Source organism: Mesorhizobium sp. J18, assembly GCF_007829525.1.
Lineage (GTDB): Bacteria > Pseudomonadota > Alphaproteobacteria > Rhizobiales > Rhizobiaceae > VLJP01.
This window is the reverse complement of the sequence record NZ_VLJP01000056.1, coordinates 110,089-128,713: the sequence shown is the minus strand read 5'-3', so window position 1 is coordinate 128,713 and position 18,625 is coordinate 110,089. Positions and strand designations below refer to the sequence as shown.

The 18,625-nt window shown below is 61.2% G+C and carries 18 protein-coding genes; 9 read left to right on the top strand and 9 right to left on the bottom strand.

The features are described 5' to 3' along the window. The first annotated feature begins 29 nt into the window (after nucleotides 1-29). The 4 genes from L598_RS17700 to rpsU all read left to right on the top strand — a co-directional run bounded on the left by L598_RS17700 (nucleotide 30) and on the right by rpsU (nucleotide 3,399). On the top strand, nucleotides 30-1,697 hold the full coding sequence (locus tag L598_RS17700; protein ID WP_144864708.1) for a nitrite/sulfite reductase: 1,668 nt from the start codon (nucleotides 30-32) through the stop codon (nucleotides 1,695-1,697). Further along, on the top strand, nucleotides 1,672-2,427 hold the full coding sequence (locus L598_RS17695) for a phosphoadenylyl-sulfate reductase (protein ID WP_144864706.1): 756 nt from the start codon (nucleotides 1,672-1,674) through the stop codon (nucleotides 2,425-2,427). The genes L598_RS17700 and L598_RS17695 overlap by 26 nt, the downstream gene beginning before the upstream one ends. An 8-nt stretch (nucleotides 2,428-2,435) precedes the next feature. Then, nucleotides 2,436-2,963 (top strand): DUF934 domain-containing protein, encoded by a 528-nt coding sequence (locus L598_RS17690; protein WP_144864704.1) that lies wholly within the window; start codon nucleotides 2,436-2,438, stop codon nucleotides 2,961-2,963. A 181-nt stretch (nucleotides 2,964-3,144) separates the two neighbouring features. Next, complete coding sequence (gene rpsU / locus L598_RS17685) at nucleotides 3,145-3,399, top strand: 30S ribosomal protein S21 (RefSeq protein ID WP_144864702.1); 255 nt, start codon at nucleotides 3,145-3,147, stop codon at nucleotides 3,397-3,399. Nucleotides 3,400-3,460: 61 nt separating this feature from the next. Here the strand turns inward: rpsU and L598_RS17680 are convergent, their stop codons facing one another. The 8 genes from L598_RS17680 to lepA all read right to left on the bottom strand — a co-directional run bounded on the left by L598_RS17680 (nucleotide 3,461) and on the right by lepA (nucleotide 14,262). Further along, nucleotides 3,461-3,649, bottom strand: coding sequence for a hypothetical protein (locus L598_RS17680; protein WP_144864699.1), 189 nt, complete (start codon nucleotides 3,647-3,649; stop codon nucleotides 3,461-3,463). 142 nt (nucleotides 3,650-3,791) lie between these two features. Then, a complete protein-coding gene (locus tag L598_RS17675; RefSeq protein ID WP_144864697.1) occupies nucleotides 3,792-4,901 on the bottom strand; it encodes an ABC transporter permease in 1,110 nt (369 codons plus the stop codon). A gap of 1 nt (nucleotide 4,902) precedes the next feature. Beyond that, on the bottom strand, nucleotides 4,903-6,051 hold the full coding sequence (locus L598_RS17670; RefSeq protein ID WP_144864695.1) for an ABC transporter permease: 1,149 nt from the start codon (nucleotides 6,049-6,051) through the stop codon (nucleotides 4,903-4,905). Continuing rightward, nucleotides 6,048-7,802, bottom strand: coding sequence for an ATP-binding cassette domain-containing protein (locus L598_RS17665; RefSeq protein WP_144864693.1), 1,755 nt, complete (start codon nucleotides 7,800-7,802; stop codon nucleotides 6,048-6,050). The genes L598_RS17670 and L598_RS17665 overlap by 4 nt, the downstream gene beginning before the upstream one ends. Continuing rightward, nucleotides 7,802-8,821 (bottom strand): secretion protein HlyD, encoded by a 1,020-nt coding sequence (gene hlyD, locus L598_RS17660; protein ID WP_144864691.1) that lies wholly within the window; start codon nucleotides 8,819-8,821, stop codon nucleotides 7,802-7,804. Before hlyD ends, L598_RS17665 begins: the two co-directional genes overlap by 1 nt. Next, a complete protein-coding gene (locus tag L598_RS17655) occupies nucleotides 8,818-9,528 on the bottom strand; it encodes a CerR family C-terminal domain-containing protein (RefSeq protein ID WP_144864689.1) in 711 nt (236 codons plus the stop codon). Before L598_RS17655 ends, hlyD begins: the two co-directional genes overlap by 4 nt. Before the next feature lie 169 nt (nucleotides 9,529-9,697). Continuing rightward, the gene (gene gyrB, locus L598_RS17650; RefSeq protein ID WP_144864687.1) at nucleotides 9,698-12,145 is read right to left on the bottom strand and encodes a DNA topoisomerase (ATP-hydrolyzing) subunit B; all 2,448 of its coding nucleotides are present in this window, start codon (nucleotides 12,143-12,145) and stop codon (nucleotides 9,698-9,700) included. Between the two features lie 308 nt (nucleotides 12,146-12,453). Beyond that, a complete protein-coding gene (gene lepA, locus L598_RS17645; RefSeq protein ID WP_144864685.1) occupies nucleotides 12,454-14,262 on the bottom strand; it encodes a translation elongation factor 4 in 1,809 nt (602 codons plus the stop codon). A gap of 219 nt (nucleotides 14,263-14,481) precedes the next feature. On the opposite strand from lepA, the gene L598_RS21970 reads away from it, so the two are divergent. Then, a complete protein-coding gene (locus L598_RS21970; RefSeq protein WP_348642774.1) occupies nucleotides 14,482-15,324 on the top strand; it encodes a type IIL restriction-modification enzyme MmeI in 843 nt (280 codons plus the stop codon). Here the strand turns inward: L598_RS21970 and L598_RS21965 are convergent. After that, nucleotides 15,314-15,463 carry a hypothetical protein gene (locus L598_RS21965; protein ID WP_348642776.1) on the bottom strand — a complete coding sequence of 50 codons (150 nt, stop codon included), beginning with the start codon at nucleotides 15,461-15,463 and terminating at the stop codon, nucleotides 15,314-15,316. The two genes, L598_RS21970 and L598_RS21965, sit on opposite strands and share 11 nt — an antisense overlap. On the opposite strand from L598_RS21965, the gene L598_RS21960 reads away from it, so the two are divergent. The 4 genes from L598_RS21960 to L598_RS17625 all read left to right on the top strand — a co-directional run bounded on the left by L598_RS21960 (nucleotide 15,428) and on the right by L598_RS17625 (nucleotide 18,601). Next, nucleotides 15,428-16,264, top strand: a complete 837-nt coding sequence (locus L598_RS21960; RefSeq protein WP_348642775.1) for a type IIL restriction-modification enzyme MmeI — start codon at nucleotides 15,428-15,430, stop codon at nucleotides 16,262-16,264. The genes L598_RS21965 and L598_RS21960 overlap by 36 nt on opposite strands. Nucleotides 16,265-16,537: 273 nt before the next feature. Then, entirely contained in the window at nucleotides 16,538-16,855 is a 318-nt protein-coding gene (sugE, locus tag L598_RS17635; RefSeq protein WP_144864683.1) for a quaternary ammonium compound efflux SMR transporter SugE, read from the top strand. Between the two features lie 112 nt (nucleotides 16,856-16,967). Beyond that, nucleotides 16,968-17,447, top strand: a complete 480-nt coding sequence (locus tag L598_RS17630) for a MarR family transcriptional regulator (protein WP_144864749.1) — start codon at nucleotides 16,968-16,970, stop codon at nucleotides 17,445-17,447. Beyond that, a complete protein-coding gene (locus L598_RS17625) occupies nucleotides 17,444-18,601 on the top strand; it encodes an HlyD family secretion protein (RefSeq protein ID WP_144864681.1) in 1,158 nt (385 codons plus the stop codon). Before L598_RS17630 ends, L598_RS17625 begins: the two co-directional genes overlap by 4 nt. Nucleotides 18,602-18,625: the final 24 nt, after the last annotated feature.

Sequence of the window (18,625 nt, the reverse complement as noted above, 5' to 3'; positions counted from 1 at the left end):
ATCACCGACGAAGAATCCAGGAAGACGATATGTATCGTTACGATGAATTCGATCATGCCTTTGTGAAGGCGCGCGTGGCCCAGTTCCGCGATCAGGTCACTCGCCGCCTGGATGGCGAGATAACGGAGGATCAGTTCAAGCCGCTGCGGCTGATGAACGGCGTCTATCTGCAGCTTCATGCCTATATGCTGCGGATCGCCATTCCTTATGGCACGCTCGCGTCACGCCAGATGCGCGTGCTGGCTCACATAGCCCGCACTTACGACAAGGGTTATGGTCATTTCACCACACGCCAGAATCTCCAGTTCCACTGGCCTGCCCTGACGGACATCCCGCAAATCCTGGAAGATCTCGCATCGGTCGAAATGCACTGCATTCAGACCAGCGGAAACTGCATACGCAACGTTACCGCGGATCATTTCGCGGGAGCGGCTGCCGACGAAGTGGCAGACCCGAGGCCATATGCAGAGATCCTGCGTCAGTGGTCCTCCGTGCATCCGGAATTTTCCTATCTGCCGCGCAAGTTCAAGATCGCCGTGACCGGCGCGGAGCGGGACCGCGCGGCGATCCAGGTCCATGACATCGGCCTGCATCTGAAGCGGAACGAACAGGGAGAGTTGGGCTTTGCCGTCTATGTAGGGGGTGGTCTTGGCCGCACGCCCATGGTGGCGAAGAAGATTCGTGATTTTCTGCCGGAACAGGACTTGCTGTCTTACACAACCGCGATCCTGCGCGTTTACAACCTGCATGGTCGGCGCGACAACAAGTACAAGGCGCGCATTAAGATCCTTGTTCACGAGACCGGTACCGTGGAACTGACCGCCCAGGTCGAGAAGGAGTTCGCTGCGCTCAGGGACAGCGAGTTGAAGCTGCCGGATGCCGATATCCGCGCCATCCAGGCTTACTTCGCGCCCCCTGTCTTGCCGGCAAGGCCTGAAGGCGACGCGGTTATCGCGGCGGCCGTTGCTGACAAGGGTTTCGCCACCTGGCTGCGGCGCAATCTTCATACGCACAAGAACTCCGATTACGCCTCGGTCACCATCTCTCTCAAGGGCATAGGCGAGGTCCCCGGTGACATCACTGCCGATCAGATGGATGCCGTCGCCGATATAGCGGAACGCTATGCCTTCGATGAAATCCGAGTCAGCCATGAACAAAACCTGGTCTTGCCGCATGTCGCCCGCGCCGATCTGAAGGCAGTCTACGATCGGCTGGTGGAGATCGGCCTTGCCACTTCCAATGCCGGGCTTGTCACGGACATCATAGCTTGCCCCGGCCTCGATTACTGCGCGTTGGCCAATGCCCGCTCCATCCCGGTGGCGCAGGAGATTTCCCGTCGTTTCGCCGCGCAGGAAAAGCAGGACGAGATCGGTGATCTGAAGGTCAAGATTTCCGGCTGCATCAATGCCTGCGGCCATCACCATGTCGGCCATATCGGTATCCTCGGTGTCGAGAAGAAAGGCACCGAGCTTTACCAGATCACGCTCGGCGGCTCCGGCGACGAGCACACTGCGATCGGCGAGATCATAGGGCGCGGGTTCACGGCGGACGAGATCGCGGACGCGGTCGAGACGATCGTCGAAACCTATCTGTCACTGCGCCATGACAAGTCCGAGACTTTCCTCGCGGCCTATCGCCGGCTTGGCGCCGCCCCTTTCAAGGAGGCTCTCTATGGGAGCGAAGCCAAAGCTGCTTGACCCCGAGATCGAGGCGTTGGAGACAGCCTCTTCGCTGGAGGCGCGCTATGGCCGGTTGGAAGCAGAAGAGATCATTGACCTGTCCGTAAGTCGCTTTCATCGCGCCAACGGTATCGCGGTAATATCCTCCTTCGGTGCCGATTCGGCCGTACTCCTCCACATGATATCGAAGGTGAATTCCGATCTCCCGGTGCTTTTCCTCGACACGGGCAAGCATTTCGGTGAAACGCTCGAATACCGGGATAGGCTCGTTGAGGATCTTGGCTTGACCAATCTGCGCGTCGTGACGCCGCGGCCCGAGACACTCGCCGAGCTTGATCGGGACGGAGTGCTGCACAGGACCGACACGGATGCCTGCTGTGAGATACGCAAGGTCGAGCCCATGGCCCGCGCTGTCGCGCCCTTTGATGCCTGGCTCACCGGCCGCAAGCGACATCAATCTGATACGCGTGCCGAAATGCCTGTCTTCGAGGCGGTGGGAAGGCGTATCCGTATCAATCCGCTGGCGCGGTGGACGACCGCCGACCAGGCGGCTTATATGCGCGCCAACAATCTGCGAGAGAATCCGCTGGTCGCCTATGGCTATCTCTCGATAGGCTGCTTCCCCTGCACTCAACCCGTCAAGCCGGGCGAGGATGCTCGCAGCGGCCGCTGGGCCGGCCAGGCGAAGACCGAATGCGGCATCCATCTGTCCGGGCTGGAACAGTCGCTCACCTCTTCCTCGCTCTAGGATTTGAAATGACGGATATTGAAACAGAAACACGGCTGTGGACGGCCGCAGGGTTCCGGGTCGATGACTGGCGGCATGAGGAAAGTGCCGAGGTGCTTTCGGGCAATGGTCGCTTCATTCTGCCACTGGAAGTCTTCCTTGGGCTGGACGAGATCATCCGAACGGAGCGTTCTGGCCGTATCGGCGTGAGCGTGCTGCCCGGGGAGACGCTTGAGCCGATCCTGCCTTTCCTTGACACACTGCCGCTCATCGCCTTGTCATTTCCTGCCTTTAATGACGGGCGAAGCTATTCCAAGGCCCAGCTCCTCAAGGGGCGGTATGGCTTCAAAGGCGAATTGCGTGCCATGGGCGATGTTTTGATCGATCAGATCCCGCACATGCTGCGCTGCGGTTTCGATACCTTTGAAGTGTCCAACAAGACGGCGCTAGCTCGCCTGGAAGTCGGGAAGCTCGGCGGAATAGACCTCGAATATCAGCCTTCGGTATCGGGAGCCCAGGCCGTCGGCTGCTATTCCTGGCGGCGGGTTCCTGCCTGAATCTCGCAGGCAAACTCGAAAAAACCGTTCCCGCACCTATATTTTGTTCTCGGGGGTGCAATCCGGGCGGGCTCCGTCTATGGTGCGCTCCATTCCGAGTCGTTCCGTTGGCGGCTTCGACTGCCATTTGGCGCCATTGAGCGCAACGGATATTCTTTAACGCACGAAAGAAGGAAGACCATTGCAAGTCATCGTAAGAGACAACAATGTCGAGCAAGCCCTCAGGGCCCTGAAGAAGAAAATGCAGCGCGAGGGCGTCTTTCGCGAAATGAAAGCCCGGCGCGCTTATGAGAAGCCATCCGAGAAACGTTCGCGGCAAAAGGCGGAAGCGATCCGTCGATCCCGCAAGCTGGCACGCAAGCAGGCTCAGCGCGAAGGCCTCATTCCGCGCAAGAAGCCTCGTACAGCGGCTCGTCCGAGCGCCCGCGCGTCCTGAGTAGCCGATTGTGATCCGGCGGACCTTCGTTGCCCGCTGGATCGTCCGCGGGCCCTGGCCATCAGCTTGCCCGTCTCTCCGCCTCGTCGAGCTTGGCGAGCAGCATGTTCAATTTTTCCGGCAGGCGCTCGTCCAGCGAGAATCCCGGGAGACCGCGCAGGAACCTTGAATTTTCGGCAAGTCGGATCTGCCGACGGATCAACTGCGCCAGTTCAGGCGCCGTATCCGTATTTTTGCTCCTTCCTGCCATCTCTTCCTCGCGACGCAATGTCTTCTTCTTGAGAACACGCTTGGAATATTAATCCATGCGATAAAAAATCGTTCCGAAACGAGACGATCATGCCGCTGAACTTCGCGACAGGGTAAAATTTGAATTAAAATATGCCTACCGCCTATTCCAGCCTGCGTCGGAAGAGCCAGGCGGCTGCGCCGAGCGTCACGACGGCTATCAGAAAAAGAGGGATCGTGTTTCCGATCACCTCGCCGAGCGGCAAATCGCGGAGGAATACGCCTCGAACGATCACCAGAAAATAGCGCAGAGGATTGATGATCGTGACTGGCTGGAGCCAGGCGGGCATGTTCTCGATTGGGGTTGCAAAACCGGAAAGCAGCATGGCGGGAACCATGAACAGGAATGCGCCGAGTATGGCCTGCTGCTGCGTCATAGACATTGCCGAGATGAACAGGCCGATACCCACAACCGCCGCAAGATAGAAAATGCCGCTTCCATAGAGCAGGAGCAGGGAGCCGCGCAGCGGAACGCCGAAGACGAAGACGGCTGCGAGGATGTAGATCGTGAGATGAAAGAAGCCGATCATTATCGGGGGCGTCAGCTTGCCGATAAGGATCTCATGCGTTCGCAGCGGTGACACCATCAGCTGGTCGAAGGTGCCGAGCTCCCGCTCGCGCGCGATGGAGAGCGCCGTGACGATGAGGCCGATCAGGAGCGCGATGCTGGCGACGAGATTGGGCACCATGAACCACTGGAATATCAGGTTTGGGTTGAACCAGTTGCGCGGCACAATCTCGATTGCCGATGCCGCCATGCGTCTGCCCGCTGGCGTTTCGGCTGAAAGGTCTGTTACGATCTGATTGAGATAGCCCGCGACGATCTGCGAGGCATTCGAGCGGCGGCCGTCGAGAATGATCTGCAAGTCCGCCGGCCCTCCCGCTTCGATGACGCGCGAGAAAGTAGGGCCTATATGCACTGCGGCAATCACCCTCTGGCGGTCGATCGCTTCGCGGATTCCCTCGAGCCGGTCTGTATGGACGATATCGCGGAACGTTGGTGCGCCTTCGATCCTGTGCACGAGTTCCTGGCCCCATGATCCGCTGTCACGGTTAAGCACCAGAACATCGATATTGCGAACCTCCAATGTCGCCGCATAGGAGAAGACGAGCAACTGAAGGATAGGCGGCCCGATCAGGATCATGCGGCCCTTCGGGTCGCGCAGGACGGCCAGCAATTCCTTGATGATGAGGGCCTTGAGCCGGGTCCACATATCAGCCGATCCTCTTTTTCGTGCTACGGATAGCGAGCGCGAAGAACACGGAGCCGATCAGAAGCATGACGGCCATATCGGCCAGGAACATCGGCCAGATGTCGCCTGCGAGGAACACGGTTTGCAAACTCGGGATCAGATAGCGCGCCGCAACGATCATCGTGACCCACTGGATGACGAGCGGCATGGAATTGATCTCGAACAGGAAACCCGAAAGCAGGAATGCCGGCAAGAAAGCCGAGATCAGCGCAAGCTGGGAGGCGAGGAACTGGTTCTTGGTTGCAGCCGAAATCAGCAGGCCCTGGCCGAGCGCCGGCACGAGGAAGGTAGCCGAAAGCGCATAAAGTGCGATGACTGAGCCGCGGAACGGTACGCCGAAAAGGAAGACCGCAAGCAGCACGCAAAGCGTCATAGAGGTGAGCGCGAGGAGGAAGTAAGGGAGGATCTTCCCTGCCAGAAGCTCCGCCGCAGTCACCGGAGTGGCCATCATGGCTTCCATGGTTCCGCGCTCCCATTCGCGCGCGACGACGAGGGAGGTCAGCAGCGTTCCAACAAGCGTCATCACGATGGCGATGGAACCCGGCACGAGGAAGTTCCGGCTCGTAAGTTCGGGGTTGAACCAGAATCGCTGCTCGACCGCGATCGAGGCCGGCTGAAGCGATACTTCGGCCGCCCGCAGGCTGGCCCATGTGGCTACGACTCCGCGCGTATAGTTCTGCACGAAATTTGCCGTGTTGGCATCCGACCCGTCCACGATGACCTGAATCTGCGGATTGTTGCCGGCGACGTAATCGGCTGTGAATGGTGCGGGAATGACGATGATTCCCCTTATCCGTCCGATCAGCAGGTCTTCCTCGAATTCGCGCCTGTCGCGGCCGTTCGCCACGTCGAAATAGCGCGAGGCCTGGAAACTGGCGGCCAGATCCTGCGTTACCGGCGTAGCATTCTCCATTACGAGACCCACACGCGTCGTGGTCGTATCGAGCGACACGCCGTAGCCGAAGAGAAAGAGCAGGATGAGCGGCAGGACGAAGGCGATGAGGATGCTGCTCGGATCGCGTACGACCTGATAGCTTTCCTTGCGCACCAGGGCTGCGAAACGTCGTGCCCGCGAGAGACGATCTTTCCGTTCGGCGGCATGCTTGCTCATGCCGCCTGCCTTTCGGATTCCTGGACCAGCGCGATGAAGGCGTCCTCCATGGTCGGGTCGGGATGCTCCTTGCCGGCCACACGTGCCTTGAGTTCGTCCGGGGAGCCGAGCGCAATCGAGCGGCCGCGATAGATCAGCGAAATCCGGTCGCAATATTCGGCTTCGTCCATGAAGTGCGTGGTGACCAGAACGGTCACGCCTTTTTCGACCAGCGCATTGATATGCGTCCAGAACTCGCGGCGCGTGATCGGGTCGACGCCCGACGTAGGCTCATCGAGAAAGAGCGCTTCCGGCTCGTGCATGACGGCGCAGGCAAGCGCGAGGCGCTGCTTCAAGCCGAGCGGCAGGTCCTTGGCCGACATCCCGGCACAGGGGCCGAATTCGAAGATCTCCTTCATGAGCGCGATGCGTTGCCGCTTATGGGCGCCGCGCAGGCCGTAAACACCGGCGAAGAATTCGAGGTTCTGGTCGACGCTCAAATCGCCGTAGAGCGAGAATTTCTGTGCCATGTAGCCGAGACGGTTGCGAGCTTCGGCCGTATCGCGACGCAGGTCGAATCCGGCGACCTTTCCCTCGCCTTCCGTGGGTTTCAAAAGGCCGCAAAGCATCTTGAAGGTCGTGGATTTGCCGGCCCCGTTAGGACCGAGAAGCCCGAAGATCTGGCCGCGCGGTATCTCGAAGGTGATGTCCTCGGCAGCCGTAAAGTCGCCGAAACGCTTGGTCAGCCCGTGTGCCTCGATCACCGGGCCTCCGTCCTTTGTCGTCTGAGGTTGGTCAGCTTCGGCAAGCTTGGAGCGGCCGCCGGGGCCGCCGCCGAGCATATCGACAAATGCGTCTTCGAAACGGGGGGATGCCAGATCAGCTTTGGCTCGGCCACCGGCAAGCGCCGTAACGGCCGGTACGGCATTGCTTTCAGGGGCCAGGACGAGGCGGATCGCTGCTCCCTGGATCACCCCGTCAATGACACACTTCTGATCGAGCGCCTCGGCCAGGATCGGACGCCGCCGCCCTTCAATGCCGGTCAGCCGGAAGACACGCCCTTCGACGCGATCCGTCATCCCTGAGGGCGTGCCGGAGAACAGGAGCCGGCCTTGATTGAGAAGGAGCACCCGATCGCAAGCCTCGGCCTCGTCCAGGTAAGCAGTGGACCAGACGACCCCGATGCCTTCCTTGGTCAGGTCTTCGACCATCGTCCATAGATCGCGCCGCGAGATCGGGTCAACGCCGACGCCCGGTTCGTCGAGCAGGAGCAGGCGCGGTTTCTTCAGAAGCGCGCAGGCAAGACCGAGCTTCTGCTTCATGCCGCCTGAAAGTTTGCCGGCGACCCTGCCGGTGAAGCGCCCAAGATCCGTAAAGGTGAGCAGTTCCTCGAACACCTCCGGCCGCTCCGCCTTCGGCAGACCGCGCAGGTCGGCATAGAGATTGAGGTTTTCCTGCACGGTAAGGTCTTCATAGAGACCGAAGCGCTGCGGCATGTAGCCGATCGCTGCCTGGATGGAAGCTGCCGCCCGCCTAGTATCGAAGCCAAGGACTTCGACAAGACCCGTATCGGGCAGCATCAGGCCGGTCATGAGCCGGATCAGGGTCGTCTTGCCTGCTCCGTCCGGTCCGACCAGACCGGTGATCTCACCGCCTCTTATCGAGCCGGATACTGCGTCGAGTGCCGGAGGCGCGCTTCCGAAACGCTTGGTAACATCCCTCATGCGCACGAAGTCGTCGACAGTGTCGTTCTGCGAAGCAGCGGCCCGCATCACCCGTCTCCGGCATTGCCGTTCGGCGGGATGCGGATCGTCACGGGCATTCCCTGGCGCAGGCCGGTATCCGGCTGGTCGATCGTGATACGCAGGCGATAAACGAGATCGGTGCGCAGGTCGGGAGTCTCGACCGATTTCGGCGTGAATTCGGCTACCGGGGAGATGAAGCCGATCTTGCCGCGATAGGGCTTGTTTGGCGCCGTATCGGTCGTGACCTCCACGACCATGCCGGGATGGATGGTGCCGAGCCGCGGTTCGGAGATATAGGCGCGCACCCAGACCGGTTCGGTAAGCGACAGGACGTAGACCGTGTCGCTCGGCGATACGATCGCGCCTGCTTCATGCACCCTCGAGAGGACGATGCCTTCGGATGGCGCCCGGAGCGTCGCGTCGCCTAAGGATGTCTTCGCGGCGGCAAGTTTGGCTTCAGCGGCCCGCAAATTGGCGCGCGCTACGGCTATATCCTCTTCACGTGTGCCTTCCTCGAGGAGCCGTAGCGCTTCCCGGGCCGATTCAAGGCGGGCGACCGCCATGTCACGGGCTGCGGTTGCTTGATCGAGATTGGCCTGGGAGATCGCTCCCTGCCTGCGGAGCTGGTTTGACCGGTCGAAGGCGAGGGTAGCGTTCTGCAGGTCAGCCTCGCGCTCGGCGGTCGCAGCCTTAGCCTGGGCGATCTCGGCCGGACGTGGTCCGTCTCGAAGCTTTCGCAGCGTCGCCTGCAATGCGGCCACCTCAGCCTCGGCCGCGCGGACAGAATCCTCGTAGGGCTGGGCGTCGAGACGGGCGAGGATCGTTCCGGACGACACTTCGTCTCCTTCGTCCACCAGGGTTTCCGCGAGGCGGCCGTCGACCCGGAAGCCGAGCTGTACCTGGCGGATGTCAACATTGCCGTAGAGGGTCAGATTGTAGTCCTGCGACGCTCTCCATCCCAGCCATGCGGGAACATCGAACCACCATGCCGCGGCCGCGCTCACAAGGACCAGCAGGGCGAGAGCGCGGACAAGTCTTTTCCTCATGTCGCCTGCTCCTGTGGTCTGATCGAATCCACCAGTTCTTTTGCGACATCCTGCAAGGTTCGCACCTCTGTCGGCCCGACATTGTTCCAGCCAAGATGTGCAAGCGCTGCGGCATGTGCCATGCGGTAAATCAGAATGCTGCCGACGAAGGATAGCGTGCGAAGGCGGACATGCGCTGATAGCGGGTCTTCCTTGAGCATGGCACCGATAAGTTTGGCAACGAGCTCGAGCATTGGTTTCATGACACCGCCATAGACGCGGGAGAAGGCTTCCGTCGGCTCCATCTGCTCGCGAATGAGAAAGCGCGCCCAAGGCTCCGATTGCTTGCTGACGAAAAGCGCGATCATGGTCTGCGCGATAAGCGCAAGATGACTGCGCGCTTCTTCGCGCGTCAGCCTTTGTCCGCTCGCTTCGAGCTCCGCCAAGCGACCACGCACCTCGTCGCGCGCATGGGAAACATGGCTGCTGATCGCCTCGCCGATATATTCCGCGGAAGCTATGTAGAGGCCTTCCTTGCCTCCGAAATGATAAGGGATCGCTTGCAGGTTTACGCCTGCGGTATCCGCCAGCATCCTGGTGGTCGAACCGTCGAAACCGAAGCGGCCGAATACATCGATAGAAGCCTTCAGCAACCTCTCGCGCGTCTGATCCCCGCGATCCCCTCGCGATTTTCGGGATGATGTTAGCCTCGTGGATGTCTCAACCATAAAATAGTATTAGATCATTCGACCAAATCAGTCAATCGAATGATTATTTCCCTCTCCCTGCGGGAATAAACGCAGGCAGGAGAAACTGCCTTCCTGAAAACAAAGCCAGGCTAGAGCGCCCGGCTTTGGCTGATTTGGAAGTGATGGCCTGTTGCCGTGGCCCAGAAACCTACACGTCGAGATTGGCGACCGAAAGTGCGTTGTCCTGGATGAATTCCCGCCGCGGCTCGACCTCATCGCCCATCAGGCGGGCAAAAAGGGCATCTGCATCGGTCGCGTCAGTGACCTTGACCTGGAGCAGCGAACGGGCATTTGGGTCGAGCGTGGTCTCCCAGAGCTGTTCGGCATTCATCTCTCCGAGGCCCTTATAGCGCTGCATTGTCAGGCCCTTTCGGCCGGTAGCGAAAACCGCCTCGAGAAGAGCCCTCGGGCCGGAAATCGGCTCGGCCTTGTCGCTGCGGCGCAGTATCGGCTGCTTCGCGTAGATCTCCTGCAGACGGCCGGCGTAGCGGTCCAGGGCGCGCGCATCGGCGGAGCCGATCAGCGCGGCGTCGAGGATGGCGATCTCGCGCACACCGCGAACGGTCCTCTCGAAGAGATAGCCGCCTGCGCCCTCGTTCGAAGGATTGATGCGCCCCTGCCAGCCACGCTCGGTCTCCTCGGCGATCATGTCGAGACGCCGGGCGACATATTCGGCTGCTTCATGGGCGCGAGCAGGGTCAGCCAGAACTGCCGGGTTCAGCGCCCCGGCAATCGCCGCCTGCTCGACGGCGGAACGGCTGTAACGAGTATGCAGACCTTCGATCAGCGAACGGACCGCGCGCGCGTCATCGATGACGGAACGCAGGTCATGACCTCGCCGCACCTCGCCGGTTGCCAGTTCAAGGGAAGCCTCTTCGAGCCCCGAATTGATGAGGAATTCCTCGAAAGCGTGCTCGTCCTTGATGTATTGGGCCGATTTGCCGCGCGAAATCTTGTAGAGCGGCGGCTGCGCTATGTAGAGATGCCCGCGCTCGATCAGCTCCGGCATCTGCCGGAAGAAGAAGGTGAGGAGCAGCGTGCGGATATGGGCGCCGTCGACGTCGGCGTCGGTCATGATGATGATCTTGTGATAGCGCAACTTGTCGGCGCTGAACTCGTCCTTGCCGATGCCTGTACCAAGCGCAGTGATCAGCGTCCCGATCATGTCGGAGGAAAGCATCCGGTCGAAACGGGCGCGCTCGACATTCAGGATCTTGCCGCGCAACGGCAAGATCGCCTGGTTCTGGCGTGAGCGGCCGCTCTTGGCCGAACCGCCCGCCGAGTCGCCCTCGACGATGAAGATTTCGGACTTCGCCGGATCGCGTTCCTGGCAATCGGCCAGCTTGCCGGGCAGGGAGGTGATGTCCAGTGCACCCTTGCGACGCGTAAGCTCGCGCGCGCGGCGCGCAGCCTCGCGTGCGGCCGCTGCCTCCACCACCTTGCCGATCAGCACCTTGGCTTCGCTCGGATGCTCTTCCAGCCATATGCCCAATGCCTCGTTGACCAAGCCTTCCACAACCGGCCGCACCTCGGAGGAGACCAGCTTGTCCTTGGTCTGCGAAGAGAATTTCGGATCGGGCACCTTGACCGAAAGCACGGCGGTCAGGCCTTCGCGGCAATCATCGCCCGTGAGGTTCACCTTCTCTTTCTTGGACATGCCGGAGGTCTCGGCATAGCCCGTCACCTGCCGCGTCAGAGCACCCCGAAACCCGGCCAGATGTGTGCCGCCGTCGCGCTGCGGAATGTTGTTGGTAAAGCACAGCACATTCTCGTGATAGCTGTCGTTCCACCACATTGCGACCTCGACGGTGATGCCGTCCCGTTCAGCCTTGATCGCTATGGGAGCTTCGATCAGCGGCTTCTTGGCGCGATCGAGATAGCGCACGAAGGCTTCGATGCCGCCTTCATACAGGAACTCCTGCGCCTTTACGTCCGCGTGACGCTTGTCGGTCAAAAGAATGCGCACGCCGGAATTGAGGAAGGCGAGCTCACGCAGCCGATGCTCCAGCGTCGCATAGTCGAACTCGGTCATGGAGAAGGTTTCGGGCGACGGCAGGAAGGTCACCTCCGTACCGGTCTCGTTCCCGGCTTCGCCGGTAACTGTGAGCGGACCATCCGGAACGCCATGGGTGAAGCTCATTTCATGGATCTTGCCCTTGCGGCGGATCTTCAGCTTCAGCCAGGTCGACAGCGCATTGACCACCGAGACGCCAACTCCGTGCAGGCCGCCCGAGACCTTGTAGGAATTCTGGTCGAATTTCCCGCCTGCGTGGAGCTGCGTCATGATGACCTCGGCGGCCGAAACCCCTTCGCCGGCATGGAGATCGGTCGGTATGCCGCGGCCATTGTCGGTGACCGTGCAGGACCCGTCGGGATTCAGGGTTACCGTGACGAGCGTGGCGTGGCCGGCCAGAGCTTCGTCGATCGCATTGTCTACCACTTCATAGACCATGTGATGCAGGCCGGATCCATCGTCCGTGTCGCCGATATACATGCCCGGCCGTTTGCGCACGGCATCGAGGCCCTTGAGAACCTTGATGGAATCGGCACCATATTCAGCGGTTTCGCCGGGGAGTGTTTCGGGCGTGTCGGTCATTCGGTGCTTTCGTCTGGGAGCGCGTTTCGGGTGCGCAGGAAAAGGAGGCGAATCAATATTCGCATATGCACGAAATATAGGCGTTCCCGCCCCTTTTTCCAAGTTTTGCAGGGTTTTTCAACATGGATGGACGGGCGGCATCCGGTGCTTTCTCAGGCAAAGTCTGCGGCCTGTTCGATGCCATAGCGACCCAGGAAAGAGGTGCTGGGCAGATGCGTCCACGAGATGCTGCCGGGACCGGGCGTCTTCGGCCGCCCAGGGTGAGGGTGAAGCCAAGCCTGCTCAATTCAATTCCGTTGCTGCAGGCCTCAATTGTCCCCCATCTTCAAGGCTTCGATGAATGCCGCCTGCGGGATCTCCACCTTGCCGAACTGGCGCATGCGCTTCTTGCCTTCCTTCTGCTTCTCGAGAAGCTTGCGCTTGCGCGTGACGTCGCCGCCATAGCATTTCGCCGTCACGTCCTTGCGCAGGGCCGAGATGGTCTCGCGCGCGATGACCTTGCCGCCGATGGCCGCCTGGATCGGGATCTTGAACATATGCTTGGGGATCAGGTCCTTCAGCTTCTCGCACATGGCGCGGCCGCGCTTTTCAGCCGCCGAGCGATGGACGAGCATGGATAGCGCGTCGACCGGCTCCTCGTTGACGAGGATCGACATCTTGACGAGGTCGCCCTCGCGATAGTCGGTGAGCTGGTAGTCGAAACTGGCATAGCCCTTGGAGATCGACTTCAGCCGGTCGTAGAAATCGAACACCACCTCGTTGAGCGGCAGGTCGTAGACAAGCATGGCGCGTTTTCCGACATAGGAAAGGTCTACCTGGATGCCGCGCCGCTCCTGGCAGAGCTTCAGGATGGCGCCGAGATAATCGTCCGGCGTCAGGATGGTGGCGCGGATCCACGGCTCCTCGATATGGTCGATCTTGACCACGTCGGGCATGTCGGCCGGGTTGTGCAGTTCCTTCATGGTGCCGTCGGTCATATAGAGATGATAGACGACGGAGGGCGCAGTGGCGATGAGGTCGAGGTCGAATTCGCGCTCCAGCCGCTCTTGGATGATCTCCAGATGCAACAGGCCGAGGAAGCCGCAGCGGAAGCCGAAGCCGAGCGCGGCCGACGTCTCCATCTCGAAGGAGAAGCTGGCATCGTTCAGCCTGAGCTTGCCCATGGCTGCGCGCAGGTCCTCGAAATCGGCAGCATCGACGGGGAAGAGGCCGCAGAACACCACCGGCTGCGCCGGCTTGAAGCCGGGTAGCGGCTTTTCGGTCGGGCGCTTGTCCTCGGTGATGGTGTCGCCGACGCGGGTGTCAGCCACCTCCTTGATGGAGGCAGTGATGAAGCCGAGCTCGCCGGGGCCGAGCTCGTCCACCATGACCATCTTCGGCGTGATGACGCCAACGCGATCGACCTGGTATTTGGCGCCGGTGCCCATCATGCGCACCGTCTGGCCTTTCCTCAGCCGGCCGTCGATGACGCGCACAAGCACGATGACGCCGAGATAGGCATCGTACCAGCTATCGACCAGCATGGCCTTGAGGGGGGCTGCGGCATCGCCCTCGCGCGGCGGCGGCAGGCGGTTGACGATCGCCTCCAGCACCTCGTCAACCCCCATGCCGGTCTTGGCCGAGATCATAACGGCGTCCGAAGCGTCGAGGCCGATCACCTCCTCCACCTGCTCCTTGACGCGCTCGGGCTCGGCTGCGGGAAGGTCGACCTTGTTGAGGACGACGACGATCTCATGGTCGTTGTCGATCGCCTGGTAGACATTGGCGAGCGTCTGCGCCTCGACGCCCTGGGAGGCGTCGACCACCAGCAGCGAGCCCTCGCAGGCGGCCAGCGAGCGCGAGACCTCGTAGGCGAAATCCACATGGCCCGGCGTGTCGATGAGGTTCAGCACGTAATGCTCGCCGTCGCGGGCGTCGTATTCCAGGCGGACGGTGTTGGCTTTGATGGTGATGCCACGCTCGCGCTCGATGTCCATGGCGTCGAGCACCTGCTCCTTCATCTCGCGCTCCTCCAGCGAGCCGGTCATCTGGATGAGCCGGTCGGCGAGCGTCGACTTGCCGTGGTCGATATGGGCCACGATGGAGAAGTTGCGGATATTTTTCAGCGGCGTCGTCATGTGCCGCGCCTTTAGCAGGGGGCGCGGCGGTTCACAAGCGCGGCCTTGCGGCGGGTGGAACGTGGCGATCATGCAATTCAGGATTGCGCCATTCGTTTCTACAACCTACAGTAAAAACAATTCAGACTATGCAACGAAATGTAGAGCGCTGCGGCGACCTGTAAGCGGTCGCCTGCGGAGCGATGGCGTGGACGCATTGCCTTGGGAGGGGAAGGCGGATTGGATTGCGAGGCATTCATCGCCCGCTGGACCACGCGCGAGGGCGGCGCGGAGCGGGCCAACTATCAGATGTTTCTCAGTGAATTGTGCGACTTGATCGGCGTTTCGCGCCCCGATCCGGCAGGCATCGAACGCGAGCACAACGATTATGTCTTCGAGCGCGCGGTCCGGCGGCGGGCAAGCGACGAAATCATGTCGTCCCGGCGCATCGATCTCTACAAAAAAGGCTGCTTCATTCTGGAAGCCAAGCAGTCCCGGCTTCCGGGCGGCCGCAACGCGCTGCCGGGACAGCTCGCACTGATTCCGGAGGAACCGGAGCGGCTGGGGCGGCGCAGCGTCGCGCGGGGCTGGGACGCGATGATGCAGAATGCGAGGCGGCAGGCCGAAGAATATGTTTTTCTGCTCGACGCGGATCATCCCGCCCCGCCCTTCATCATCACCTGCGACGTTGGCCACGCCTTCGAACTGTTCGCCGATTTCACCGGCACCGGCCGTGCTTACAGCCAGTTTCCCGACCGTAAGGGATTCCGCATCTATCTGGAGGACTTGCGACAAGCCGAGACACGCGAACTGTTGGCCCGCATCTGGACTGATCCAACAAGCCTTGATCCTGCCAGGGAGTCCGCGCGGGTGACGCGTCAGATCGCGACGAGGCTCGCAGCGGTGAGCCGGTCGCTGGAAGAGAACTACGAACCCGAGCAGGTGGCGGTATTCCTGATGCGCTGCATCTTCTGCACCGGCTGCATATTCGCATTTACTGGCAACCGTAAAACCAGAGCGAGCCAAGGCGCGGGATGCCGCTTTCCGCAAGGGATGGTGGCTCTTTGGCAGATCACGCCCTGATCTGCGGCAGGCTGTTGCCGATCTCCACCGCTACATCGGAACGACCGAGACAGCAAAGCACCGGCTCTTCCAGTTCATCTCCACGGAGGTGGTGCCCGATCACATGGTCATTGCGATCGCCTCCGAAGATGCAGCGCACCTGGCAATCCTCTCTAGTTCGATTCATTGCAGATGGGCGCTGGCTGCGGGTGGATGGTTGGGAATGGGCAATGATCCGCGCTATTCAAAATCCCGCTGCTTTGATCCCTTCCCCTTTCCTCAACTTACAGACGCGCTGCGCGAAAGCCTTCGCGCTGCGGGCGAGGAACTCGACGCAACGCGCAAGCGTGTTCTGGAGGCCCATCCCGATCTCACCCTGACCGGGCTCTACAATGTGCTCGAAAAGATCAAGGCAGGCACTGAACTTTCGGCCAAGGACGAAGACGTGAAAGAGCGCGGACTGGTTCTCATCCTGAAGGAGCTGCACGAGACGATCGACAGGCTGACGGCGGAAGCCTATGGCTGGCCATCCGATCTTGCGGACGAGGAAATCCTGGCGCGCCTGGTTGCGCTCAATGCCGAGCGGGCCAGGGAGGAAGCGAGCGGGCACGTGCGATGGCTGAGGCCGGAATATCAGATTCCGCGCTTTGCCAAGGGCGTCACTGCGAAGACGGGCGAACTCGTCCTGGAGGAGAAGGTGATGGCGACCGACAAGAGTCTGCCTGTCTTCCCAACCGATCGTGATGAACAGGTTCTGGCTGTGGAAGCCGTTCTGGCGCGCAGCAGCCGACCCATGGATGCAGCGGAACTCGCGCGCAGCTTCCGACGTGGCGGTAAGCGCATCGAGAAACGCGTCGGCCAGCTTCTCGTCTCGCTTGCGCGCTACGGCCATATATCCGCGTTGCCGGATGGGCGTTTTGCAGCCAGCGAAGCCAGAATGCCGGACAGGCAGGCGGCCTGAGGGCGCGGACAGCTTGATCTTGTGGCCACTTGTCACTAGTTAAAGGTTGCGCGGGACGACCCGCGCCGGTGTTTCATCGGGGACGGCCCCATTGTCTCGATAGAGAATGGTGTTGCCTCATGAAAACGGTCCTTTTCCCGCGGATGACAGCGGTCCCCTTTCCCCTCATTCCTGTACCGCATCGCCTGAGCGAAAACAGCGGCGTCTGCCGGGGGCGCCCCGCGCCGAACGGCATTCGTATTGTCACTTCGGCAAGCCATTCGGAGTAGCATCATGGCTTGGGTCTATCTCGTTCTGGCAGGCGTGTTCGAGGTCGTGTGGGCCACGATGATGAAGCAGTCCGCGGGCTTCACCAAGCTGCTGCCGAGCATCGTCACCTTTGTCACCATGTTCATCAGTTTCGGCCTGCTGGCGTTGGCCATGAAATCCCTGCCGCTCGGCACGGCCTATGCGATCTGGACGGGCATCGGCGCGGTGGGCGCCTTCCTCGCCGGTATCTTCCTTCTTGGCGAGGCGGCCACATTGTTCAGGATCGTCAGCGTCAGCCTCATCGTCGCCGGGCTGATCGGACTCAAGCTTTCGACGCCATGACCGTTCCAGAAAGACGTCACCATCAGCTTACCCTGCGGCAGATTGACATCAACTGTCAGTGATCACCCGGATGCCGCTTGTTTCATAAGCACGCTTATAATATATGCTGCTCATGAAAACAGACGGCACCGACAGACTGGGCTTCCTCCTCCACGACACGGCGAGGCTGATGCGCAAGCGCTTCGAAAAGCGCGGCAGCGAATACGGTCTTTCGGCTGCGCAGTGGCGGCTTCTGTTCCGCCTCGTCAAGGAAGAAGGCGTGGCGCAGGCGCGGCTTGCCGAACTGCTGGAGATCGAGCCGATCAGCGTTTCGCGACTCCTCGACCGTATGGAAGAGGGGGGCTGGATCGAGCGCCGGAAGGACAAGGACGACCGGCGTGTGCGTATGGTCTTCCCCACGCCGAAGGGTCGCGAAGCCTATGGAGTCGTGAAGGGAATGGCCGGCGAAATCTATGAGGAAGCGCTGGCCGGCCTGACCGAGGAAGAACGCCGGTGCCTCATCGGCGGGCTGGAAAGAATTGCGGAGAATCTTGCCGACGGCGAAACGGGATGTTCTGCGCCGCGGACGACAAGTGAAGGATCTGGACAATGAATGCGATGACGAAAGCGGAGGGCAAGGCGGAGGCTGTCGAAATCGAGGCGCGAGATGCTGCGCCGGGTGGTGCGCTTGCCCCGGCAACGCGGCCCGTGCCGCGCGGCAGGCGCAAGGGCCTGCGGCTCTTCCTGATGGTCCTGGTTCCTACTGCGCTCGTCATCGCCGGCGGCTATTACTGGATCATGGGCGGCCGCTTCCAGGAAACGGAAAACGCCTATCTGCACCAGCCGAAAGTCTCCATCGCCTCGCAGGCGGCGGGCCGGATCGTCGAGGTGAACATACAGGACAATGCAAAAGTGTCAGCCGGCGACATTCTCTTCGTCGTCGACCAGGAGCCCTATCGCATTGCGCTGGAACAGGCCGAGGCGGCGCTCGCTGCCGCACGGCTGAATGTCGAGCAGCTTCGCGCCGCCTACAGCCAGGCCGTGGCGCAGGAACGGGTGGCGGCGAGCGAAGTCGAATATCTCGAAGCAGAACTTAAGCGCCAGCAGGAGCTTTCCGGCAAGGGCATCAGCTCGCGGTCATCGCTCGATACGGCCATGCGCGACGTGGCCAAGGCACGCGAAAGCCATGCCGCGGCTCAGCAGGCGGTGGCTGGCGCACTGGCAGCTCTCGGGGGCAGCGCCGATTTGGAGACGGACAAGCATCCAAGCGTGCTCCAGGCACTGGCGGCGCGCGACAAGGCGGCCTACGAGCTTTCCCAGACGACCGTCCGCGCGCCCGCCGACGGCATCGTTTCGCAGGCCTCCTCCTTCAAGGTCGGCCAGTTCGTCGGCGTCGGCACACCGCTCTTCTCGCTGGTGGAAACCGGGCAGAGCTGGGTCGAGGCCAATTTCAAGGAAACGCAACTGACCCATATGCGCGCCGGCCAGAAGGCAGAGGTGATCTTCGACACCTATCCGGATCATCCGGTTGAGGCCACCGTGCAAAGCATCGGCGCCGGCACGGGCGCGGAATTCTCCCTGCTGCCGGCCCAGAACGCCACCGGCAACTGGGTGAAGGTCACGCAGCGCATTCCAGTGCGGCTGACGCTCGAGGACGAGAATGCGAAGGACCTGCTGAGAACCGGCATGAGCGCGACCGTTACCGTCGACACCGAAGCCAGCCGCGGTCTGGGTGCCATCTTCGGCACCGCCAACGCGGCCGAGTAACGGAGCGCCGGCGGAGCTTTTTCA